The sequence below is a fragment of the Microbulbifer sp. A4B17 genome, assembly GCF_003076275.1.
Classification (GTDB): Bacteria; Pseudomonadota; Gammaproteobacteria; order Pseudomonadales; family Cellvibrionaceae; genus Microbulbifer.
This window is the reverse complement of the sequence record NZ_CP029064.1, coordinates 1,959,342-1,980,114: the sequence shown is the minus strand read 5'-3', so window position 1 is coordinate 1,980,114 and position 20,773 is coordinate 1,959,342. Positions and strand designations below refer to the sequence as shown.

Below are 20,773 nucleotides of genomic sequence, written 5' to 3'. Positions count from 1 at the left end.
ATCTAAAGTTACTTTGCACAAGTGTACAGACTATTATCATAAACAAACTCGCCGGAGCATTTAAATAAAAGCAAATGCCGTATGAGCCATTATGCCTATGGACTTTATATTAGTTTCCGGTCCAACCTGTAAACATGACTATTATATTGGCCTATTTCACACTCCGTTAAAATCTTCAATCACATTGAATTACCTACCTCAAGCTCATCAAACAGTGAACCCCCAAACGAAAAAACCCCGCCTTAGGCGGGGTTTTAATTCCTTGATACACAAGGAACATGGAATGGCCGACCGGAATCGGTATGGCTATTCCACCTAGAAAGCCGGGAGAGCACCTCCCGACTTCGCTCTAGCTAAAAGCCAGAAATCCCTATAATTACCAGGAACAGGTTATCTGCCGATTAGTAGTAACCAGAGATATCATCGGTAATAGGACCAAGAGCGCGGTAAGCGTTAGATACGTCTACGCCGTTTGAGCGCTCACCACAGGCCAAACCACCACACTCGTACCAATCAGGATCAGAGAACCAATCGTACTGGGTAACGTTTTCGCCGTATCTCCAGGGGTAAGCCATAATGGTAGAGAACTTGTTATCTACGCCATGACCCATACCGTAGGTATAAACACCACCAGTGGTATCACCCTGTTTAGTCGAGTGGACGAGCCCCATATTGTGGCCCAGCTCGTGAACGAAAGTGTTATAACCACAGTCAACACCGGTTACACTGTAGGCACGCTCTTGTGCGCTGGAGTACATGGTGCCATTGCTACCCTGGCCGACCCAGGCAATACCACAGGTGATATAGGTGCTGCCATCGATTACAGTCTCTTCGGCCTTACCCAGGAAAACCACCATATCCGCCTTTTCAGAGGAACGCCAGTTATTCACAGTGTTATGGAAGGTAATCAGGTCCAGGGTCTCTTCGTTAACACGGAGATCAGAGCTGGAGGCTTGCCAGGTATCTACCAGGTTCAATTGAATATCAATGCCATTTCTTGAAAAAGAATTGTTAGCATAACTGATATAGTTGTCGATCTTGGCTGAGATATCACCAGTATATTCCGCCGCTGGGGTGGTATACATAATTGCAATATCGACAGTATCCGCACTAGCAGCGCCGGAAACAGTCAGCGCTGCAATAGCAGCGGCCAGGCTTTTTTTCAGGTTCATTATAAGACTCCTTTTATTATAATAAGTAGTGCACACTCCTCCCCCAGCAATTAATTAAAATTACTGCCCAAAGGAGTTAGCAATACGCTTTAATACCCTGACTCGATCAAAAAACTATCCTTGGCCTTTTAATCGCCTGAGGAGACAAGCCCCCGGTATCTGCAGGATTTACTTGGGCCTTCCATTGCCTGATAATCAATTCAAAGCTCAGTTACCTTGAATCAATCTTTTCTTATTTGAAGTCGTTGAGTGGCACATCTTCATCCGACCAGGTTTTTTCTCGAGGTGCTTCAGAGGACATATCCTTATCATGTTTCTCTACGTGGTTTTTAATTAATGCTCCATTAGGTGCTATCCACGCATAATTTCCCTGCGCCTCCATCGTATATGATCCGGAGGGCAGGTTAAGCTGGGCATAAACAGAATTTGCACCGAGTGTAAAAGTTGCACCGTGCAGGCGAGTCATCCCGGGTAAATTTAATTGTAAGCTTTTATTGCCACTGGCATGCTCCTCGATACTGCCAACTTGCGCATCGTAATCGCCTACAATTCCCGGCATGTTAATATCGACATAGTCCCCTACAGTGAGATTCCGGAGAGCCTGGACATCCAATTCAAGATAAGTTTCACCATTGAGGTCTACCGGCAAACGGCCATTTTCATGCAATACTTCCCTGGCCAGTTCAGACTCTACCCATAGGGCCTGTTCCTGATCAGCCTCAAGGATCTCTTCTTCAATAGCTTGAACTTCCTCAGATTGAGCCGGCTCTACCTTTTGAGCAACTTTACTGATAGCTGGCTTTGGTTTTTCCAGTTCTACGACTGTTTTTTCGGTTTCAGATTGGCTTTTGGCCCAGACGAAATAACCTACAGCCACTGCGATGGCGACGAGAGGGATTATTTTTCTCACAAGCTTTATCTCTCAAAACATAGCGCTACGTACATCGGAAAAGCACATCCTATCGACAGCTTCACCAGCCCACCTTCTGTTAAGATCTTTACGCTTCTTAACATTCGATATTTAGTTGAGACGGTCGATCCTAATTATCACGCAGCTTTTTTTTTGGAAATTTTTCACAAAATTTTCATAAAGATTGAAAAAAACCTAAACTCTTTTTCAAAAACGGGGGGAACTTCGGGATAAAAGCAGACATATTTCACGAAAACGTCATCTGCACCAAAATAGGCCAGAGCAATTATTGAGGCAAAAATAATCAGTGATGCGGTTAGGATTTTCCTAAAAACTCAAACATATAGTTTCACTAGAAACGAAATTACTGAATTAATAGTAAAAATAACCCTGCAGACCTGCGAGAAATTAAATGCAAGATGGACTGTAAAAACCCCTTCTATTTCTAATTTCAAAACAGAAGCCAATTTTTCACTATTGAGAAAATCCTAACTTTAGGACCAAAGCTGACAAAACATAACTGGTCAGAAAATTTAAATGATTTACTTCTCAGTAATTGAGGGGAAAATATTGTGCATAGAGTTTTCCATGCACAATAGTTATTTGGCGAATGGCGACAAAGCTACTCAACCCGATAACGCAACAACACCAAATTATCGAGCACTATATTCTTAGACCAGATAAATTTGGCACCACTTCCATAAAACTGATCTCGGAAATTCATGTAAGCGTTTTTATTATCTACACCGATCTGCCGCTCCGTATACTCTGTCGCGAAAGGCCAAGACAGGTATTTATTATCGACTTTCCAGTTTTCTGGGATATTCCAGTGAAGTGAATAAATTTGGGCACCCGGGTCTTTTGGGCTTTCCGCACAATCTGATGAGCTTCGCTCCTCCCCTCTCTCTTTCACACACCCCAGGTCATAAATAGGGGCTGTATAGAAAGTTTGGGCATGCCACTTGGAACTCGTCGTGGTGCCGTCGGAAAAGCTGGCAATAAAACCACCATCACCGGGGTGAGACTGCACACCGCGATTGCTCTCCGTACCCTCTCCCGAGTTCTCTTCCCAATCAACCGCCTTTACGGCAATATCGTAAGGTTTATTTACCCTGAACTTAACCACGCTGGAGTTAAACGGGGTAAAAGGAACCGGATCAACGGCCACTAACTTACCATTGATATACAGTTCAAAATAATTGTCGGCAAAAATATAGCCAGTAACCACCTCACCCTCTTGATCAATATCAACCACCGGCACCGTTGCAAGATTGACATCCTTTAATGAAGAGGGGGCGACTCCAGAGCACTGATTATAGAGATCAGTGGCAAAGTACTGCTTGTAATAATTTACTTCAGCCGGAACTGTAAACTCTTTACTTTCCGCCTCTTTGGTACCCACTGGTGACAGCCGCGAGCGACCTGTCGCACAGGAAAACAGGTTTTCCGTTTTCACCTTGGCAGCGCCCTCGACAACTATCCCAGAGCCTGAATAGTTATTCTCCAGGGACCAGGCATTTGCCGTAATCGAGATCAGGCCCAGAAAGGCCGCTTGATATCGTTTTCCCATTTCTCCAACCTCCTTCAAGAGACAGCTTTAGTCGGAAACGCACAGATCTATAAACTCATTAACCTGGTAAATAGCTGGTTTAGCGAATTGCCAGATAGTCAAAGTGCACTTTCAACCCCATAAATAGAAAGCTAACACAGTAAGAGAGTAATGGTTGCTGGGGTCAACAATTCTTAACCCAGTAGCCGAGACAGCTTAAAGGTTATTTACACGGGCGGGGTAACACAGGGAGATTACCGGCTCCCGATCTTAAATAGACCGAGAGCCGTTGAAGAAGGGCATTAAGCGGGCTTGGTTCGCACCCACTTATGATCAAAGAAACCGCTGACAAAGCCTGCCAACACAATAGCCATCAACAGTAGCCATATGAGCTTTTCCGGCTTATCACTGGGAGTCGGCTCTGCAACCTGCTCCAGCTTCTGGCCACTGACCTGTTGCGCAGCATTGGCGCTGCTAACCTGAGGGTTATCCAACGCCTGGGCATTGGCCAGGGCCGCGAGGCCGAACCCTAATGCCTGCTGATTGACGAATTCCTTAAACTTGTCATTGTCGGCAGCCACATCAAACTGATTTGCCAGCTCAGTGTAAGTCTCTACCATTTTCTCCAGGGTTTCAGGCTTCGCATCCCAATATCCCTTGCGCACCGCTTCCAGCATTCGCTCCAACATCTGGGCCAGGGCCTCAGCATTGTGCTCTTCGAAGAATTCGCGCATATCCATTTCATATTTGTCATCCACGTAGACTTCAAACATTTCCTGCCATTGGTCGTCGCGAATGGTTTCCGGGGTCATTACTTCCCAGCCCCACATATTGTTGACGCGATCCAGGATAGCGGTAGCGCCGGCGTAGCCGGAGTCCTGCATCGCCTCAATCCAGCGGGGGTGGAAGTAACGGCTGCGCATTTCCTGGTTAACGAACTCCGCAAGGGTTTGCGCTTTTACGTTATCTTTGCGACGCAAATTGGAAACATACATTTCCGGCGTTGCGCCATCCAGATTGCGAACCGCCAGACCGATACCGCCAAAGTATTGGAAGGGATCGTCATTGGTCATCATGGCGTAGAGGTTGGTGGAGCGGGAGAAAATCACCCCATCGGTGCCAGACAGCACCTTGCCGTACAGCTCAACACTGCGCTGATCCTCGCTCCAGCGGGATTCATCTTTGCCATAGGCAAAGCCCATACGGCGCATATAGAGGTCAGCGAGCTTGTCATCCCCCTCCCAACTGTCAGAGGCCAGGCTGGCGGCGGCAAGGCCCGTTCCATAGTTGCCGCTTTCATTGGAGAAGATACGCACCGATGACAAATAACGTGAATCCTCTTCATTGTTGCCGTCTTCCAGCAGCTGCTGTTGCAATGCCTGGCTGTGGCGGTAGACAAAGTTATTGTCTTCTTTCATCTGCGCCACTTTATCGATGGCTTCTGCCAACCACAGTATCACGTTGGGGAAAGCATCCCGATAAAGGCCTGTCGCAGAGATTACGACATCAATACGCGGGCGCTTTAATTCCGAATGGGGAATAACTTCTGTACCGGTAACATTGCCCTGCTGGTTCCACTTGGGTTTTAGGCCCAGGGCGTGCAGGATCTGGGCTTCCAGGGCTCCCTGGTGGCGCATGGTTTCCAGGGACCACAGGGAGAATGCCAACTTGTCCGGGAAGCGGCCGTGCTTTGCATGGTAGTCAGCAATGGTCTGGTCCATCAGCTGTACACCAGCTTCATAGGCTTCCTTCGACGGCACCTTAGCCGGGTTAAAGCCAATCAGGTTACGGCCGGTGGGCACCGCCTGCGGGTTGCGGATCGGGTCACCCCCATGGCTTACAGGAATGTAGTTACCATCGAGTGCCGACATCAGGTTTTCCAGCTCGGCAATTTTGGCAAAGTTATCGGAGTATTCCCGGGCCTGATCCAACTGGGCCTGCAAGGGCTCAGGAACCTGCTCCAGCTCACCGGCCTCCAGGAAGGTATCCAGCAACTGGAACCCCGCCTGCGCTTCCAAAGCCACAACATTGCGCTCGTCCCGGGTTTGCTCTTCCGGCAAACGCAACCCGTGCTCCGCCTCATATTCATCCGCTGCGGTGATAAACCCTTCACCCAGCATTTGCAACATGGTGCTGGTGAGGTGTTCGGTTTTTGGCAGCTGACCAAAACGATGGATGCCCAATGGCTGGCTCATCTCTGCCAGTTGACCCAAATGATCCTGCAAGCGGCTCAGCTGGCCATCAAAATCCGCACTTAAGGCTTCAGCACTGATTTCCAGATCCTTGAGCATATTAAGCTCTTCGGCCAGACCGATAATACGCTCTTGGGTATTGGCCCGGGTCTGCCCCTCAGACAATACCAGGTAATTGCCAATTAACTCAGACAACTCAGCCACTTCCGCATACAGGCCCGCTTTCGCAAAGCCTGGGGTTAAGTGGCTGATCATGGTGGCACGGCCACGGCGCTTGGCCTGCATGGCCTCTCCCACATTATCGATAATGTAGGGGTAGAACACCGGGATATTTCCCAGTGCCAAGCTGGGTGCATCATAAACCGACAGGCCCCGCTCTTTGCCAGTGAGCCACTCCTGGGAGCCATGGGTTCCAAGGTGAATATAGGCATCGGCACCAAAGGTTTCCCGCGCATAGAGGTAAACCGCCAGGTAGGCGTGGTTAACCGGGGTTTTCATATCGTGGTAGAGCGAGGAGTGATCCTTGGCATTGTCCGCGCGAACCCCTTGCGGCAACACAATTAAATTGCCGAGGGTCATCCGGGGAATAACGAATGCAGGCTCGCCGTTATGTTCGGCCAACATGGCATTGTCTTCCGGCTTGCCCCAACGCTCTACAATAGGATCTCGCACAGTTGCAGGCAGTTGGTTAAACCAGGCTTGATAGGTGGACAGCGGCATCCAATCAGCCAGCCCTTTATCGATCAAGGCTACGCTCTCTTCGCGACGATAATAGGGGCGCAACAACTGCCCGGCCCAATCGATAAGGGTTTTTGAGTCCCTGATATGTACCTCATAGCCTCTTTCGCGCATTGCCTGGGCAATCGACTCAATCGAGCTGGGTACATCCAGGAAAGCCGCACCGATATTTTTTTCCCCGGGCGGGTAGTTCCAAATAAACGTTGCCACCTTTTTATTGGTGTTACTTTGATAAGCGAGGGAGGCGTGATTCCAAGCGCGCTCAATCAAGGCCTGCATCTGTACATCCATCACTATTTTATTGCCGTCTTTATTGGCAGCGATAATTACCGGATCGATGCTGCCAGTATCTTCAGGCATTACCAGGAAGAATGGTGTCAGGGATGGAGATACACCGCTGTTATCGGCAAAAAATTCTTCTTCGCTGCCCTCGGTGTAATTGAGTGCATGAATAACCGGCACTCCCAGCTTCTCAAATTCAGCACGACGTTTGCTGACATAGTGCAGGGAGCGGTAATTAATCATCAAGTCGACACGGGTATTGCCGCTATCGGTTTGCAATAGGTCCGGATAGGAAAGCGGCAAGTCTTCACCTTCAAAGAAGAAGGCAAAAGCCTTGGCACCTTTAGACTCAAGACCATTCAACAGGGTATCGACAACCTGCTGCTGTTCGTAATCCACCACGGAGCGATGGATAGCCACGGCAATCACTGGTTGCTGCTCAGCGGGATTTAACCAGTCAAAGAAAAATTCCTCTTTGTCGGTGACAAGCTGCTCCAGGCGGGGATGATAAAAACCCACCTTGGGCACAATCATCGGTTCCGGTACTGAGCCACTGGAAAGGTCAAATACCTCTGCCGACAAAAACTGCATCATATGACGGTAGTTTTTGCGGCCCGCATTATTAAAATAAGCGGCAATCGCTCGATGCTCGGACTCTGCCAACCCCTGGTTCATGGACTTATTATCTGCATCCCCCAGGGAAATCACCGGAACTTGCGGATGCTTGGCTAGCATTGGCTGGAACTTGCCAAACATAAAAGCAGAAAGCGCCGGGTTGATGCCATCCAACATTATCAGTTCAGCGGAAGACCAAGCCAGGTCGATTTCCTCATCGTTCTTACCTTTGCTGTTAAAGATCTCCAGCTCAAAGGGTTGGTCTGCAGAGAGATCAGTCAGCAATGTACCTTTTGCCTTGGCCGTGTGGCTCGACATCATCAAGAGTACTTTGGGTTTATCGCTGGCCTGGGCAAAGGTTGCAAAAGCCAAGCTCATCAACAGGCACATAAAACGTGCCCATAGTTTATTACGCACCACTAATTCCCCCCCGAAGCTTTTTCACCGGCGGGAGCATCTTTATCTTCCCCTTCCGGTACATAAACCAGGCTGCCATCGGCCATCTGGTAAGCCACTCCCGCACGGGTGCCCTCCCCTGAGCCAATTTCCCCGGTGGATTTGTATTGTTTGATTTCCTTACCGTCCTTGACGATCACTTCCATATTGGGTTCGCCGGCATTTTTAATCACCGTGACCTTTTCATTGGAAAAAACGTTCAAGGGATTTTGCGCAATGGCAATCAGCAGCGCGGCGATAATGACCAGAAACACATCGATCAGGTTCACCGCGCTCAGAATAGGATTCAGTTCTTCATCTTCGTCGAGGAAGCGCATCAGTCGGCCTCCTTCAGCTTGCGGATATTGATCAGCTCAGAGGCAAACCAGCGTTTTTTCACTGAGGCAGGCCAAAAGGTAATCGTGGAAATTACCAAGCCCCAGATCACAGCGGCGAAAGCAATAATCAGGTTTTCACTGATTCCCTGGATATTGCCATCGGCCAGGGCGCGAAGTGCCGGCCCCATGGGAATCATGGTGGCAATCAAACCCAACATGGGCGCGATCCGGGTAGCCATACGAAGAAGTTCCAGTTTTCTCAACGCAAAAACTTCCAATTCGTCGTCACATGCCAAAGGGTTATTCACGTAAAAATTGTGCACTTGGTAGCCCGGCAGGCGCTCAACCCGACCTTGCTTCAATGCCAACCGATAGGCTCCGGCATTTTTACGGCGAAGCATCCACAGTGAAATAAAGCGCCCGGCGGCATAAAGCGAGTAGATAAAAAGTACCAGGATCGCCAGTAATACTGGGGCCATAAACAGGTCGGCCACATCCGCCATTAAGGTCTCAACTGATTGAATATTCACTGCAAGCCTCCCAAGCCCCACTATTGATGCCGTTCACAAATTTGAGCGGAAACTACCCAAAGAAACTTTTAAGGTCAAATTTAATCTAATTGATATTGATTCGCATTTACCTTTACATTTTAATAAGTATCCATATAATCTCGCTCCGAACTGGTCGACAAGACCAAGCGAAAGGGCAACCAGAGACCCTTAACGAGCAGACCGAATCAACGACATCAAGGAATTCACCATGAAACGTCGCCCACTAGCAGCAGCCATTTTGGGCTTAGCCTCCGCTTCAAACCTGTACGCAGAGACCCCGACCTCTCCGTACAGCAATGATCTCGAGCTGATCGTCGTCAGCGGGCGCGCAGAAAAACCCCTGAAAGACGTTGCGGGCAGCGTTTCCGTGGTGACCAATGAAGAAATTGAGCAGCTTCAGCTCAATGATATGAACCAGCTGTTCCAATACGAACCTGGCGTTGAAGTAACCGGCGAGGCTGGCGGTGCACAGAATATTCTGGTGCGCGGCATGGGCGGCGACCGTGTACTGATTATCAAAGACGGTATGCGGGTGAATGAGGGTTATGGCGCCAATGGCCAAAACGATATTATTGGTCGCGGCTTTATTGAAGTGGACACCTTAAAGCAGGTTGAAGTTGCCAAAGGTGCAGCCTCTTCCCTGTACGGTTCAGACGCCCTTGCCGGTATCGTAGTATTCACCACCAAAGATGCTTCCGACTACCTGGAAGATGGCGAGCAGTTTGGCGGATCTATCAAGACCGGCTACAACGGCATCACCAGCCAGCACAATGTTTCCCCTACCCTTGCCCTGCGCACCGGCAATTTTGAGCAGTTACTGCACACCACCTTCCGCGATGGTGAAGAACAGCAGAACTACGACGAAACCCAGGACCCCTTCGAGATTGAATCGAAGAGCATCCTGTACAAAGGCAAGTACAACCTGGGTGGCGAAGACTTTATCAGTTTCAGCATTGACCACTGGAACCAGGAAACTGTCGGTGACAGTGCCGATGGCCTGCTGTATTACTTCCGCGGCCTGGCCGACTACGGCTACAACATCGTCGCTGAACAATCTGTTTCCGACAAAGAAACCACTGCTTACCAGCTCCGCTACCACAGTGAGACTCCAACTGCGATTTACGATCAGGTCAATATCAGCTTGTACAACAACAAGTCTGAACAGGAAGACGAGCAGTACGGGCAACTGGACATCAACGCCCCCATGTTCGGTGTAATTGAAATCCGCGATATGTGGGAGACAGGTCTCTACCGTCAGGACACTATCGGCCTGCTGTCCAACGCCAGCAAAACCCTGAATGAAACCCACACCCTGGGTTACGGCCTGGACCTGGAGCAAACCGAGAGCGAGCGTACCGTTCACCAATACCGTGAAGTTGCGGGTAGCTCCACCCTGGACTCCACCACCGAGAAATTCCCGGAAAACGAAGTGGCGCGCGCCGGCCTGTTTATCAATGACCAAATGTCATTTGCCAATGGCCAGCTGACCGTAACCCCGGGCCTGCGCTACGACTGGTACGAAATGGACCCGAACGGCGCATTGAAGACTGACGGCACACCATTTGCCACCATTGAAGAAAGCAATGTTTCCTTCAACCTGGGCACTCTGTATCGAATCAATCCGAAACTGTCCGCCTTTGCCCAATACGGACAGGGCTTTAAAGTGCCGGCCTACGATTTAGCCTATATCGAGCACTACCTGCAGCCGACCTCCAGTTACATCTACGAGGTTCTGCCCGCCGACGATCTGTCACCAGAAACCAGTGACACCTTCGAGCTCGGCCTGCGAGGGCACTTGGGCCCAGTAGCTTTCAGTACTGCAGCGTTTTATACCGAATACGATGATTTCCTGGAAACCACACTTGTTAACAGCGAAACCGTATTCGATGACGACGGTAGTTTTTCTCATGTATTTGAGCAGTACCAGTACCAGAACATCGAATCTGTCACCATCAAAGGTATAGAGGCGAGCGCCAGCTGGTACCTGTCTCCAACAATCGAATTGTTTGCAAATGCCAGTTACCAGCGCGGCGAAAACGACACCACCGGTGAATACCTAACCAGCATCAGCCCACTTTCTGGCGTGGTCGGTGCAAGCTACAGCGGAGCCAAACTCTCCAGCCAGGTACTGGTGCGCTGGGCAGACCGCATGGAAAAAGTGAATGACGGCGCTACTGAAACTGCCGGTTATGGCACTATGGACTGGACCCTGGGCTATCAGGTAATGGACTCCATGTCTGTGAACCTGGCGGTTAACAACCTGATGGATAAATACTACGTTCCCTACCTGAATGTTGCAGGCTGGGATGAAGGTAGCGATCTTTCTGTCAATGCGGCGCCGGGGCGTACTTTCTCTGCGTCAATCAGATACGATTTTTAATTAACGAGTTTTACACTCTCCTATCTCGCAAATAAGTCCCTTGATGGCCGTACTCCCATGCGGCCTTTTTTTATTTTGCCGCTCAAAAAACTTTTCTGCTATTCACTCACCTAGATAAGCTCCATCACTTCTTTATTCTGTTAAATACAATTAATACCTATCCCCAATTCAACCTGAATAGCAATAAATAGAACGGGTATACCTGCTGATAAACTGGGTTACTAAGTACTTTTTAAAATAACACTGTTTCTACCAGTATCCCGGTCCACCAGCTACTTTAACCATGATGTAGAAAAATAATTACTTATAGTTTGTGTAAATAACAAAACTGAAGGCTGACTTGAAAGGACCAGCTAAATACCCGCTGCAGAAGCCACCCTTCAAGCTGATGCGCTTTCGCTACACTCCATAACCCCCTCTCACCACCAGGACAATGTTGTCCTGGTGGTTTTTAATTAACGCCGAAATAAATTTACCAATAGACTCAGCACCAGACTAATGATAATCATCGACACAATAGGGAAGTAAAACCGGGTGCGCCCTGATTCCACACGAATATCCCCCGGCAAACGCCCAAACCAGCTGAATAGACCTGGGGCAAAGTGCAATAGGACCCCGACCAGCACTAAAATTATTCCTGCGACAATCAACCAACGGGACATATTTTTCTACCCTCTTATAGAGTGATTAAACGCCCTAAGCGTTACCCTACACTTGAAGAAAATCCCCCTGACGCAATGCCTGGACATCCCCTAGCGAATACTCTATCTATGCTCAAACCCCCAGCAAATCAAAAGGGACTTTGCGGTGAAACACACCTCTATTTTAGCTGTCGCGATCTGCATCCTTTTAAGCACTTCCGCGAATTGTCTGGGCAACCCCATGATCTCCCGGGGAACTATTCCCCTCGCCGAGGAAGTAACACTCACTTCAATAGCTGGCCCACTTGAATACCCTTGGGGAATCGCCAGTCTGCCCGATGGAAGTTTTCTTATCACCCAGCGCAGTGGGCAGCTCAGACTTATAAGCGATGGGAAACTATCACCCGAGTCCATTGAGTTTCCTACAGAGATATTATTCCTGGGACAAGGTGGCCTACTAGATGTTGCTGTGAGCCCTAATTTTACCCAGGACCAAATGGTCTACTTCAGCTATGCAACTGGCAATATGGACAGCAACCGGCTTGCCATTGGCCGGGCCAAATGGAATCACGGTAAACTGGAAAACTTTGAAGAAATATTTAAATCCGCGCAGAGTAAAAATAACGGCGCCCACTTTGGTTCCCGTCTCGCCTTCCTACCGGATAAAACGTTGCTGGCCACCATTGGCGACGGCGGCAACCCCCCACAAGAATTCCTCGACATCTTTGCCCGGGAACAGGCACAAAACCTACAAACCCACTTCGGATCCATTATTCGCATTAATGGAGATGGCTCCATTCCCGACGACAACCCCTTTAATAACCAAGCAGATGCCCTACCGCAAATCTGGAGTTTTGGTCACCGGAACCCCCAGGGGCTGGTAATCGATTATAAAAGTGGGGAGATCTGGTCTTCGGAGCACGGTCCCGCCGGTGGCGATGAACTGAACCTGCTCAAGGTGGGCAGCAATTACGGCTGGCCAAGGGTCACTTTTGGTCGGGACTACAGGGATGGCTCCAATATTTCCTTTAAAATTACAGATCCTGAATTCAGCTCACCAGTACTGGCCTGGCTCGACACCCACGCCCCCGGGGGACTGACACTCTATACTGGCAACGCTTTCCCCGAGTGGCAGGGGCGCCTCCTTTCTGCCGGGCTAGTGAGCGAGGATTTAAGAATCATTCAAGTAAAAGATGGCGCAGCCATTGGCGAGCTGAGAATTCCTGTTGGGGAGCGCGTACGCGACGCAGAAGTTAGCCAGGATGGCAGTCTTTATATATTGACTGATGGCCCCAAAGGCCGTTTACTGCGCGTTGATCCTGCGAAACAATAATTAAAATTCCTGACAACCTGATCTTTGAGCGGAAAGTTAAAAAATTTCCCCACAAGCAAATCTATTGACCTCAACAACATCAACCATTCTTTAAAATTATAAATAGGTTTACTTTTATCAGCTGAACAGGTTGTTATTAATCAACTGTTGTCGTGAGCAATTATTCGTCAACTTCTGCTCCAACCACCCCAAGAGCATAGCGATAAGTTTCTTTTACGTCATCCTTTAGAGAATTAACCCCGATACTCGTCAATATATCTTTAAAATTAGTGTCGTCAGGATTTTTCAGCCACTTCATCATTGCATTATTTTTTAACATAATATTACTTAATCTTTCATCCCGTAAAGAATCTGATTTACCTTGAAGAATGTGAATTCCCTGCAACTCTACTGCATTTCGCACTATTTGCTTCGAAATATTGCTAACATCTGGCTGAAAGGTGTTCTTAGTTTGATTACTCATTTTCATCTCCTATTTTTGTTAATTGACCATTCAACTCAAAACCAGTGCTTGATAGATCCGAGAAGGATCTGGTCAACGCATCATTAACCTCACGGCAGGTGGCCATAATTGACTCCTGCACTTCCTTACCCAAGTCAATATCGGTGCCTTGGCTACTGATCAATTTATCTAGCTGTTCTTTAAAATCTGATGGGAGATAGCTATCACTAACGGTTTTATCTTCAGACATAAGTTGAAATCCTTAACGCATGAACATTGAAAGCAACAACATCAGGAAACCCTGGATCACAGCCACAATCAACTGTATATGTGCAATGATAATAATAAGTAGAAAGATGAGATTGAATGGTTGTACTAACCACTTTTGAAATGCTTTCCCCACCACCGTAGAAGTTTGCAGGGCCGTATCTCTCACGTGGTCGGCCGCACATTGAACCAAAAAAGAGGAAGACATTCGCTTCCCTTCTTTTGCTGCCCCCCCCTCGTCTTTCATGAAAATTACAAATCGACAATTTTATTCAGTTGCTTAGTCATCAGTAGCATACGCTGATTACGCGCATTCACCTGATCCTGTAATGTGGTCTCCACAGCACTGTTGATAGACCGTTGCAGGTAAGCACTTGACATCACATCAATAAGCCTCCCCTTCCCTGCGGAAAGCTCCCGAATAGTTGGTGTATCGTCATCCTTCGCCATCATATTCCTCCTGACAGTAAACTAGAAAGCTTCCCTAAGTGCGCGCACACTCACTGCCGACATCTGCAAGATTGAATTTGCCGTTGCCTGCATTTGTGTCGCACCCGTATGAGTGAATTCACGCACTTGCAACTTAGAAAGTGCCGACAAATCTCGAAGACTGTCCAGGTGAAGACTCAGTGCAGAAGAAGTAGCCAATTGATCGGTTACTTTTGCAGCCAATCGATCTCGGAAAGTTTCTTTCATTGCATGCTCCTTTTTGTTAAGGGGCAGCGATAAACCGCTGCCCCTTTCAGGTCACAGACCTTACTTACCACCATCCATAATGTAATTGACGGCCTTTGCACCTGCCGCTGCCATTTGAGTCATGGCATTAGAAGTTGCTTGCATTTGTGTTGCGCCAGTGTGAGTAAACTCACGAACCTGCAACTTGGACAGTGCCGACAGGTCACGCAAGCCATCCAGGTTCAGACTCTGTGCTGAAGAGCTGGTTGTCTGGTCAGCCACTTTTGGATCGACACGGTCGCGGTAAGGTGAAGGCTCAATACCATCTACAGAATTGGTTTCATCAGACATAATATTTTCCTTTCAATCAGTTAATAAAAAACCCATTTGTTGGGTTCTATTAATGTATGAGTAATTCCACTCACTGATAACCGGGAAGACTTTCCCTATCAGCGAGTGGATGGCCTCTCACCATCATTCTGCCCTCCCTCTTTACTGCCATTACCCAAAATAGCATTCACCGCAGTAGCTCCTGCAGCTGCCATTTGAGTCATCGCATTAGATGTGGCCTGCATCTGGGTAGAACTGGTATGGGTAAATTCACGCACCTGTAATTTCGAAAGTGCCGACAGATCGCGTAGCCCGTCAAGGTTTATGTTTTTTGCTGCACTTGAGGTGGTTTGATCCGACACCTTGGGGTCGACCCGATCACGATAAGGTGCAGGATCAATTCCTTCCATTTTGCTATCAGCTTCATCAGACATATCATTTCCTTTTTTTAATGTGTTGCCAGGTTTATAGCCCTCTTAACTTTAATAGAGTTTTAAGACCAGTTAACTGTGAACTATTTCCTGCTTCAGCCTTACGAAGACATCGATAGGCTCCATGGTTCAAACAAAATTAAGGAGCAACCATGGACCTATCAATTAAACACTGGATTTTTCTTCTATCCTCAGTCACTCTTGCGGGAGCCATCACCTATGCATTTACAGAACCTAAAAATAAACTCAATAATCTTCAGGAAAAAGGTACATTGACAGTCGCTACGCGAATGAACGGAGTGGGCTGTTATTATCACCGCGATCAACCAGCTGGGCTGGAATGCGACTTACTGCAAGCCTACGCAGAATATCTGGAACTGGATATTACATTCAAAAAAGCAGCCTCTATTAAAGAAACCTTGGACCTGGTAAAAGAAGGAAAGGCAGATATAGCAGCTTCAGACCTCACTCACACCCCTGGTCGAGAAAAGCAGGTTATCTTTAGCCATGCTCTATTCAAGACACGTGAAGTACTAGTACAACGCAAACAAAATGCTGTAACAAGGTTCCAGGATCTCAAAGGGAAAACAGTCACCATCCATACTGACAGCGCCTATCTGGATGAAATTGAAGCTAAAGCTGAATCACAAAAAATTTCCTTAAACTTCCCCGACAGTCCTGAAAAAAAATCAGCGATAACCATCGCACCGGCAAAAGAAAAAGTATCTATCCTTGAGTTAATTGATGCAGTTAGCATGGGGGAGATAGATTTTACTATCGCCGACGAGCATATCGTAAATGGAAGCAATGGTTACAGTAAGAACCTGGATACCTCGCTAATATTTGGAGAAAACCGGAGAATAGCTTTTGCACTGGCCAGGGATGGCGACAACTCCCTCGTAAACTCTTTAAATAATTGGCTGGAAAGTGAAAATGCCCAAACAATGATTCAGACATTCTTGGATCGTTTAACTAAACAAAATGAGGGTATTCAACAAACCTATACTCTACCCAAAGGAACACTAAGCCCATGGGATAGCCTTTTCAAACGCTACGCCAGTGAACCTTTCGATTGGGTATGGCTTGCCGCACAAACATCGACAGAATCCAACTTTCGGCCCAATGCAATGTCTCGAACAGGAGCAAGGGGACTAATGCAATTAATGCCGGAAACTGCAAAGGAAATGGGAGTTATAGATAGCTTCAACCCAGCGCAAAATATCCAGGGGGGTAGCAAGTACAATCTAAACCAATATAAACGCTGGAAAGATTTACCTGAACGGGATGCTATCGCATTTACTTTTGCCTCCTATAATGCTGGCGCTGGACATGTGCTGGATGCTCAGCGACTAGCTGTACAAAATCGTGAGAACCCCAACCAATGGTTCTCAACAAATAGTGCCAAAGGGGTTGAAGATTATATCGTTTTATTGCGCAAAGCAGAATTTTATAATAAGCCAGCAGTAAAATATGGCTATTGTCGCGGTACAGAAACTCGCCAGTATGTTCGAAGAATATTTCAGCAGGAGGCCAATTATCGATCCCAGCTAGCAGCTTACCAGGAAAATGGAAAACCAAGTCAAGGCGATAATTAAACCTATCAAAACTACCATATCAGCCCTGATAATTAGACGAGGAAATACCCATGACGAACCAAGGCTATCTGGATTTCTATTTTAATTTTTATGGCACAGTAACACGCCGGCAGTTCTGGCTATTGTTTATAATTCCCTTACTCTTCATTCAATTTTCTACAGGTCTAGTCCTAGAGTATGGCAATTTTGACTTTAGCGACGACATTTGGAAAACTACTGAAATATTGCTAATCGCAATCGGTGTACCATTGCAACTAAGCTTAATCTGGATTTCACTAACAATATGCTGCAAACGCCTCCATAGCTCTGGCATACCACGCCGTATGTTACTCGTCAGCCTGCCAGGCATTGGGGCAATATGGCTATGTGCAGAATTACTACTTGCCCCCAATGCAAAGAAAAGGTGTAATAATGACAAACTATTAAAGCCAGATGACACCCTGTATAATAGATTTGATATGCAATAAAACAGGCACGCCCGACTAAATAGTCGGGCACTTTAACACCGAACCCATTGAGATCCAATAGATCAAGCCACCAAGCCTAGAAAATATAGGCGATAAATTTACAACTCTGCCACATATAAAAACCTTCAAATAAATAAATTCATCCTTCTATAATCCCACAAAATACAATCAAGATTATTTACTGCTTGTACTGGCAGCCTTTATCCAAGCCCACTATTTGAACTTATCCCTAACCAGAAAATTTCACACACATATCGTCATCCTCAGCAGAGCCATTCTCTGCATATCCTGATCCCATCCGGACAACCCTCTAATTATTTCAGACATTGGAAGCTTCCCATTCTCTCCAGGTTGAAATAATCCAAAAGGCCTGGCTCCTTAATTTAACATTGGGAAATGTTTCACTCTACGCCAAGATATATAATTAAACGTACTCTCGCTGCATGCTCTACTCAACTAAGGATGATAATATGCAGCAAGGAAAACACAGCAGCCCCCACAATGAGGCTATCGATCATACAAAACTGCCAGACTTGATGCAGGATCTTATCGAGCTAATAGGCTATGCGGATATGTACGCTCTAATTTCAACTTTCGGCGGGCAGGATGTATATATCCCAAAGTACCCATCTAGAAGCAAGCTTGTTGATATTCTCCCCGTACAATCCCTGGAAAAACTAAGTACTGTCTATGGAGGCACTTACCTTACCCTTCCAACATCAAGACAAATAAACATTCAAAAGCGTAATCAGGAAATTCTGTTAGCCCTTCATAACGGGGATTCACGATCAACGGTTGCAAAAAGATTTGGCCTCGGAGTAAGACAAGTTGCCAATATCAAATCCACGGAAAAATCTAAAAATGAAAAGTAAGAAAAAAGTATTATACTTTGCAAAATATAATAAGCTGGCATCTCACATTCCATTGGAATAGTGAAGCAGGATCATTTCACTTCAAGTTATCTTTTATGAAGGACACACTATAAACTATTTTAAATAATTCCAACAAACCATCAGCAGAGCCGCCAAAATGACTTTTAATCAAGACCCCTGATAGCACTCAATCATTCTTAAATGACATTTATCAATATAAACCTAAATAGTTCTCATGCCTTCTCTGCTCCTGGGCGCTCTCTATCCTGGAAAGGGTGTATATTATCCACTGCAACAGGAAAAAACACCCCGCCTACATTGCTAAATCATAAGAGTACAGAAGACTTTAGCAAAGCAGTGGATCTATCACATCTCTATGAGTCTCACTCGCAAGTACTCAAAAGCTGAAAACACAGCTTTGTAAATCTTGAGCACGACTATGATTCGAAGAGCTTTCCATAAGAGAATATTAGTCCGAAAAGCGCTGTTCATTTTATAATTTATCAGGACTACACATAGGCGATTCAGTATCAAATTTAACCACACTTTAAATTTTATACAGTTAATCCGATTGCTGGAGAAATTTAGTAGTTTGCCTTTTACAAATATTCTCCACCATTTCTATCCCTCCGCCCTGTATACTGGAATTTATGCAGTTTGCGCACCACAAAGAACTATATCAACACCTCTCTTTCCTCGGGGTATAAAGGCACCATAGAATAGCTTGTAACAAAACCATAAGGCACCTCATAATGCGGCTAACTCAGATTCTCGCTACAGCGTTGCTTGCTTTTACATCTGTCAACATCCAGGCAACCATGTTGATCCATAATTTTAATGGATACCACACTACAGACGATGCATTAATCTCATTTGACGCCATGGCCTTTGACCAGGGCAAAGTCCTGGCAATCGGCAACTTTGATGAGTTGAGTAAACGGTACCCAAACGCAGATAAAATTAACTCTCAGGGCAAAACTCTTCTCCCTGGACTGATCGACGCCCATGGCCATATGCTGGGACTAGGCCAGCTCACCGGAGAACTGGATTTAAGAGATCACTCTCTCGCAGAATCACTCGCAGCCATTAAGCTATACGCACAAGATCTGGAGCCCAATGAATGGCTGTCTGGCCGGGGCTGGAACCAGGTTACCTGGCCCAACAAAGCCTTCCCTACCCGCAAACAGCTGGATGAACTGGAAATAGACCAACCGATCTGGTTGCGCCGGGTCGACGGCCATGCAGGCTGGGCCAATTCCAAGGCCCTGGAATTGGCGGGGATCGACAAGGGTACCCAATCACCAGATGGGGGCGAGATCCTGCGGGACAAGAATGGAGAACCCACCGGTATCCTTATCGATAACGCCATGAACCTGATGTACAAGGCTATTCCTGCACCCACTTTAGCCCAGGAGAAAAAGAGCCTACAGAGTGCATTCTCCACCGCTCTCTCCCTGGGGTTGACCAGCGTACATGATGCAGGTATCAGCGAACAAACTCTCAACGCCTATCGGGACCTGGCACAAAAGCAAGCCATTCCCTTACGTATTTACCCCATGCTTTCAGTAGAAAGCCATAACTACACCCAGTTATTACAAGCGGGCCATGTTGGCGGACCATCGGATCGGCTGTTTATGCGCAGCATCAAACTCTCCGCCGATGGCGCCCTGGGCAGCCGTGGCGCAGCCCTGCTGGAACCATACCACGACCGCCCCCAGGAAAAAGGGTTGCTCCTCTACCCTGAAGATAAAATGCTGACGCTGCTCAAGCTGGCCACCGACAACAGCTTTCAAGTCAATGTGCATGCGATCGGCGATAGAGCCAACCATATCGTTCTGAACCACCTGGAAACCCTGAATAAAGAGCAGAGTCAGGTCAAATACCGCCACCGTGTGGAGCACGCTCAGGTTATTGAGGTAAAAGATATTCCCCGCTTTGCTCGACTCAAACTGATTGCCTCTATGCAGCCCACTCACGCTACCAGCGATAAGAATATGGCCGGCGACCGCCTGGGCAATGAACGCCTGATCGGCGCCTACGCCTGGAAGACGCTGCTGGAGCAAGGTACACCCATCGCCGCAGGCTCCGACTTCCCAGTAGAACCTGCAAACCCCCTTTTCGGCCTGCACGCCGCCGTTACCCGCCGTGACCGCAACGGTAATCCAAGCAAAGGCTGGCGCACTGAAGAAGCCATGACTCTGGAGCAAGCCCTGCGCGCCTTCACCCTGGACGCCGCCTATGCCAGCCACCAGGAAAAGGTGATCGGCAATCTCGAAACCGGCAAGTTCGCTGATTTTATTCTGCTGGATAAAGATATTTTTGCGATAGATCCGCAGGAGATCTGGAAGGTGCAGGTTCTGGAGACCTGGGTTGAGGGGGAACAGGTCTACCGCAAATCCCTTTAACCAGATACTGCTCTTCACTTTATTTCCAGGCTTCGATCTTACGGATACCGGTGAAAGCTGGTATCCGTATAAGCACTGACTGCCCTCAATAATTCGTTGAGAATCTTGTATTACTGTATTGCTATACTATTTTGATGGACGCGAGATAACTTT

Annotated in this window: 20 protein-coding genes; 6 read left to right on the top strand and 14 right to left on the bottom strand. The window is 47.3% G+C overall.

From position 1 onward, the window contains the following. Positions 1–401 precede the first annotated feature (401 nt). From BTJ40_RS08990 to BTJ40_RS08965, 6 genes are all read right to left on the bottom strand, one after another. Positions 402–1,172: a reprolysin-like metallopeptidase gene (locus tag BTJ40_RS08990; protein WP_108732768.1), complete on the bottom strand. Its 771-nt coding sequence runs from the start codon at positions 1,170–1,172 to the stop codon at positions 402–404. A 232-nt stretch (positions 1,173–1,404) separates the two neighbouring features. Next, complete coding sequence (locus BTJ40_RS08985) at positions 1,405–2,082, bottom strand: hypothetical protein (RefSeq protein ID WP_108732767.1); 678 nt, start codon at positions 2,080–2,082, stop codon at positions 1,405–1,407. Positions 2,083–2,704: 622 nt separating this feature from the next. Further along, positions 2,705–3,652 (bottom strand): hypothetical protein, encoded by a 948-nt coding sequence (locus BTJ40_RS08980; protein ID WP_108732766.1) that lies wholly within the window; start codon positions 3,650–3,652, stop codon positions 2,705–2,707. Between the two features lie 281 nt (positions 3,653–3,933). Then, the gene (gene cobN, locus BTJ40_RS08975) at positions 3,934–7,875 is read right to left on the bottom strand and encodes a cobaltochelatase subunit CobN (RefSeq protein WP_238152170.1); all 3,942 of its coding nucleotides are present in this window, start codon (positions 7,873–7,875) and stop codon (positions 3,934–3,936) included. Positions 7,876–7,877: 2 nt separating this feature from the next. Next, on the bottom strand, positions 7,878–8,231 hold the full coding sequence (locus BTJ40_RS08970; RefSeq protein ID WP_108732765.1) for a DUF2149 domain-containing protein: 354 nt from the start codon (positions 8,229–8,231) through the stop codon (positions 7,878–7,880). After that, complete coding sequence (locus BTJ40_RS08965; RefSeq protein WP_108732764.1) at positions 8,231–8,761, bottom strand: MotA/TolQ/ExbB proton channel family protein; 531 nt, start codon at positions 8,759–8,761, stop codon at positions 8,231–8,233. The genes BTJ40_RS08970 and BTJ40_RS08965 overlap by 1 nt, the downstream gene beginning before the upstream one ends. A 229-nt stretch (positions 8,762–8,990) precedes the next feature. Between BTJ40_RS08965 and BTJ40_RS08960 the strand changes: the two genes are divergently transcribed. Next, positions 8,991–11,162 (top strand): TonB-dependent hemoglobin/transferrin/lactoferrin family receptor, encoded by a 2,172-nt coding sequence (locus BTJ40_RS08960; RefSeq protein WP_108732763.1) that lies wholly within the window; start codon positions 8,991–8,993, stop codon positions 11,160–11,162. 455 nt (positions 11,163–11,617) lie between these two features. On the opposite strand, the gene BTJ40_RS08955 is transcribed toward BTJ40_RS08960, so the two are convergent. Further along, a complete protein-coding gene (locus BTJ40_RS08955) occupies positions 11,618–11,824 on the bottom strand; it encodes a DUF2905 domain-containing protein (protein WP_108732762.1) in 207 nt (68 codons plus the stop codon). A gap of 145 nt (positions 11,825–11,969) precedes the next feature. On the opposite strand from BTJ40_RS08955, the gene BTJ40_RS08950 reads away from it, so the two are divergent. Continuing rightward, positions 11,970–13,136: a PQQ-dependent sugar dehydrogenase gene (locus BTJ40_RS08950; RefSeq protein ID WP_108732761.1), complete on the top strand. Its 1,167-nt coding sequence runs from the start codon at positions 11,970–11,972 to the stop codon at positions 13,134–13,136. Positions 13,137–13,296: 160 nt separating this feature from the next. On the opposite strand, the gene BTJ40_RS08945 is transcribed toward BTJ40_RS08950, so the two are convergent. The 7 genes from BTJ40_RS08945 to BTJ40_RS08915 all read right to left on the bottom strand — a co-directional run bounded on the left by BTJ40_RS08945 (position 13,297) and on the right by BTJ40_RS08915 (position 15,284). Then, on the bottom strand, positions 13,297–13,599 hold the full coding sequence (locus BTJ40_RS08945; protein ID WP_108732760.1) for a hypothetical protein: 303 nt from the start codon (positions 13,597–13,599) through the stop codon (positions 13,297–13,299). Beyond that, positions 13,592–13,828: a hypothetical protein gene (locus BTJ40_RS08940; RefSeq protein WP_108732759.1), complete on the bottom strand. Its 237-nt coding sequence runs from the start codon at positions 13,826–13,828 to the stop codon at positions 13,592–13,594. The genes BTJ40_RS08945 and BTJ40_RS08940 overlap by 8 nt, the downstream gene beginning before the upstream one ends. 12 nt (positions 13,829–13,840) lie before the next feature. After that, complete coding sequence (locus tag BTJ40_RS08935; protein WP_108732758.1) at positions 13,841–14,092, bottom strand: hypothetical protein; 252 nt, start codon at positions 14,090–14,092, stop codon at positions 13,841–13,843. Between the two features lie 5 nt (positions 14,093–14,097). Beyond that, positions 14,098–14,295 carry a hypothetical protein gene (locus tag BTJ40_RS08930; protein ID WP_108732757.1) on the bottom strand — a complete coding sequence of 66 codons (198 nt, stop codon included), beginning with the start codon at positions 14,293–14,295 and terminating at the stop codon, positions 14,098–14,100. 21 nt (positions 14,296–14,316) lie between these two features. Beyond that, a complete protein-coding gene (locus tag BTJ40_RS08925; protein ID WP_108732756.1) occupies positions 14,317–14,541 on the bottom strand; it encodes a hypothetical protein in 225 nt (74 codons plus the stop codon). A 60-nt stretch (positions 14,542–14,601) separates the two neighbouring features. Continuing rightward, positions 14,602–14,871 (bottom strand): hypothetical protein, encoded by a 270-nt coding sequence (locus tag BTJ40_RS08920; RefSeq protein WP_108732755.1) that lies wholly within the window; start codon positions 14,869–14,871, stop codon positions 14,602–14,604. 98 nt (positions 14,872–14,969) lie between these two features. Continuing rightward, positions 14,970–15,284 carry a hypothetical protein gene (locus BTJ40_RS08915; RefSeq protein WP_108732754.1) on the bottom strand — a complete coding sequence of 105 codons (315 nt, stop codon included), beginning with the start codon at positions 15,282–15,284 and terminating at the stop codon, positions 14,970–14,972. A gap of 149 nt (positions 15,285–15,433) precedes the next feature. Between BTJ40_RS08915 and BTJ40_RS08910 the strand changes: the two genes are divergently transcribed. The 4 genes from BTJ40_RS08910 to BTJ40_RS08895 all read left to right on the top strand — a co-directional run bounded on the left by BTJ40_RS08910 (position 15,434) and on the right by BTJ40_RS08895 (position 20,620). After that, on the top strand, positions 15,434–16,876 hold the full coding sequence (locus BTJ40_RS08910) for a transporter substrate-binding domain-containing protein (RefSeq protein WP_108732753.1): 1,443 nt from the start codon (positions 15,434–15,436) through the stop codon (positions 16,874–16,876). 50 nt (positions 16,877–16,926) lie between these two features. Beyond that, a complete protein-coding gene (locus BTJ40_RS08905) occupies positions 16,927–17,343 on the top strand; it encodes a DUF805 domain-containing protein (protein ID WP_108732752.1) in 417 nt (138 codons plus the stop codon). A 470-nt stretch (positions 17,344–17,813) separates the two neighbouring features. Beyond that, the gene (locus BTJ40_RS08900) at positions 17,814–18,215 is read left to right on the top strand and encodes a transcriptional regulator (RefSeq protein ID WP_108732751.1); all 402 of its coding nucleotides are present in this window, start codon (positions 17,814–17,816) and stop codon (positions 18,213–18,215) included. 752 nt (positions 18,216–18,967) lie between these two features. Beyond that, positions 18,968–20,620, top strand: coding sequence for an amidohydrolase (locus BTJ40_RS08895; protein ID WP_108732750.1), 1,653 nt, complete (start codon positions 18,968–18,970; stop codon positions 20,618–20,620). The last annotated feature ends 153 nt before the right edge of the window (positions 20,621–20,773 follow it).

What these genes read in the sequence shown, in the direction of transcription:
- BTJ40_RS08925 (WP_108732756.1), bottom strand. Translation starts at nt 14,541, where the DNA reads ATGAAAGAAACTTTCCGAGATCGATTGGCTGCAAAAGTAACCGATCAA.
- BTJ40_RS08900 (WP_108732751.1), top strand. Translation starts at nt 17,814, where the DNA reads ATGCAGCAAGGAAAACACAGCAGCCCCCACAATGAGGCTATCGATCAT.
- BTJ40_RS08990 (WP_108732768.1), bottom strand. Translation starts at nt 1,172, where the DNA reads ATGAACCTGAAAAAAAGCCTGGCCGCTGCTATTGCAGCGCTGACTGTT.
- BTJ40_RS08910 (WP_108732753.1), top strand. Translation starts at nt 15,434, where the DNA reads ATGGACCTATCAATTAAACACTGGATTTTTCTTCTATCCTCAGTCACT.
- BTJ40_RS08905 (WP_108732752.1), top strand. Translation starts at nt 16,927, where the DNA reads ATGACGAACCAAGGCTATCTGGATTTCTATTTTAATTTTTATGGCACA.
- BTJ40_RS08955 (WP_108732762.1), bottom strand. Translation starts at nt 11,824, where the DNA reads ATGTCCCGTTGGTTGATTGTCGCAGGAATAATTTTAGTGCTGGTCGGG.
- BTJ40_RS08960 (WP_108732763.1), top strand. Translation starts at nt 8,991, where the DNA reads ATGAAACGTCGCCCACTAGCAGCAGCCATTTTGGGCTTAGCCTCCGCT.
- BTJ40_RS08895 (WP_108732750.1), top strand. Translation starts at nt 18,968, where the DNA reads ATGCGGCTAACTCAGATTCTCGCTACAGCGTTGCTTGCTTTTACATCT.
- BTJ40_RS08930 (WP_108732757.1), bottom strand. Translation starts at nt 14,295, where the DNA reads ATGGCGAAGGATGACGATACACCAACTATTCGGGAGCTTTCCGCAGGG.
- BTJ40_RS08945 (WP_108732760.1), bottom strand. Translation starts at nt 13,599, where the DNA reads ATGAGTAATCAAACTAAGAACACCTTTCAGCCAGATGTTAGCAATATT.
- BTJ40_RS08920 (WP_108732755.1), bottom strand. Translation starts at nt 14,871, where the DNA reads ATGTCTGATGAAACCAATTCTGTAGATGGTATTGAGCCTTCACCTTAC.
- BTJ40_RS08970 (WP_108732765.1), bottom strand. Translation starts at nt 8,231, where the DNA reads ATGCGCTTCCTCGACGAAGATGAAGAACTGAATCCTATTCTGAGCGCG.
- BTJ40_RS08980 (WP_108732766.1), bottom strand. Translation starts at nt 3,652, where the DNA reads ATGGGAAAACGATATCAAGCGGCCTTTCTGGGCCTGATCTCGATTACG.
- BTJ40_RS08915 (WP_108732754.1), bottom strand. Translation starts at nt 15,284, where the DNA reads ATGTCTGATGAAGCTGATAGCAAAATGGAAGGAATTGATCCTGCACCT.
- BTJ40_RS08940 (WP_108732759.1), bottom strand. Translation starts at nt 13,828, where the DNA reads ATGTCTGAAGATAAAACCGTTAGTGATAGCTATCTCCCATCAGATTTT.
- BTJ40_RS08935 (WP_108732758.1), bottom strand. Translation starts at nt 14,092, where the DNA reads ATGAAAGACGAGGGGGGGGCAGCAAAAGAAGGGAAGCGAATGTCTTCC.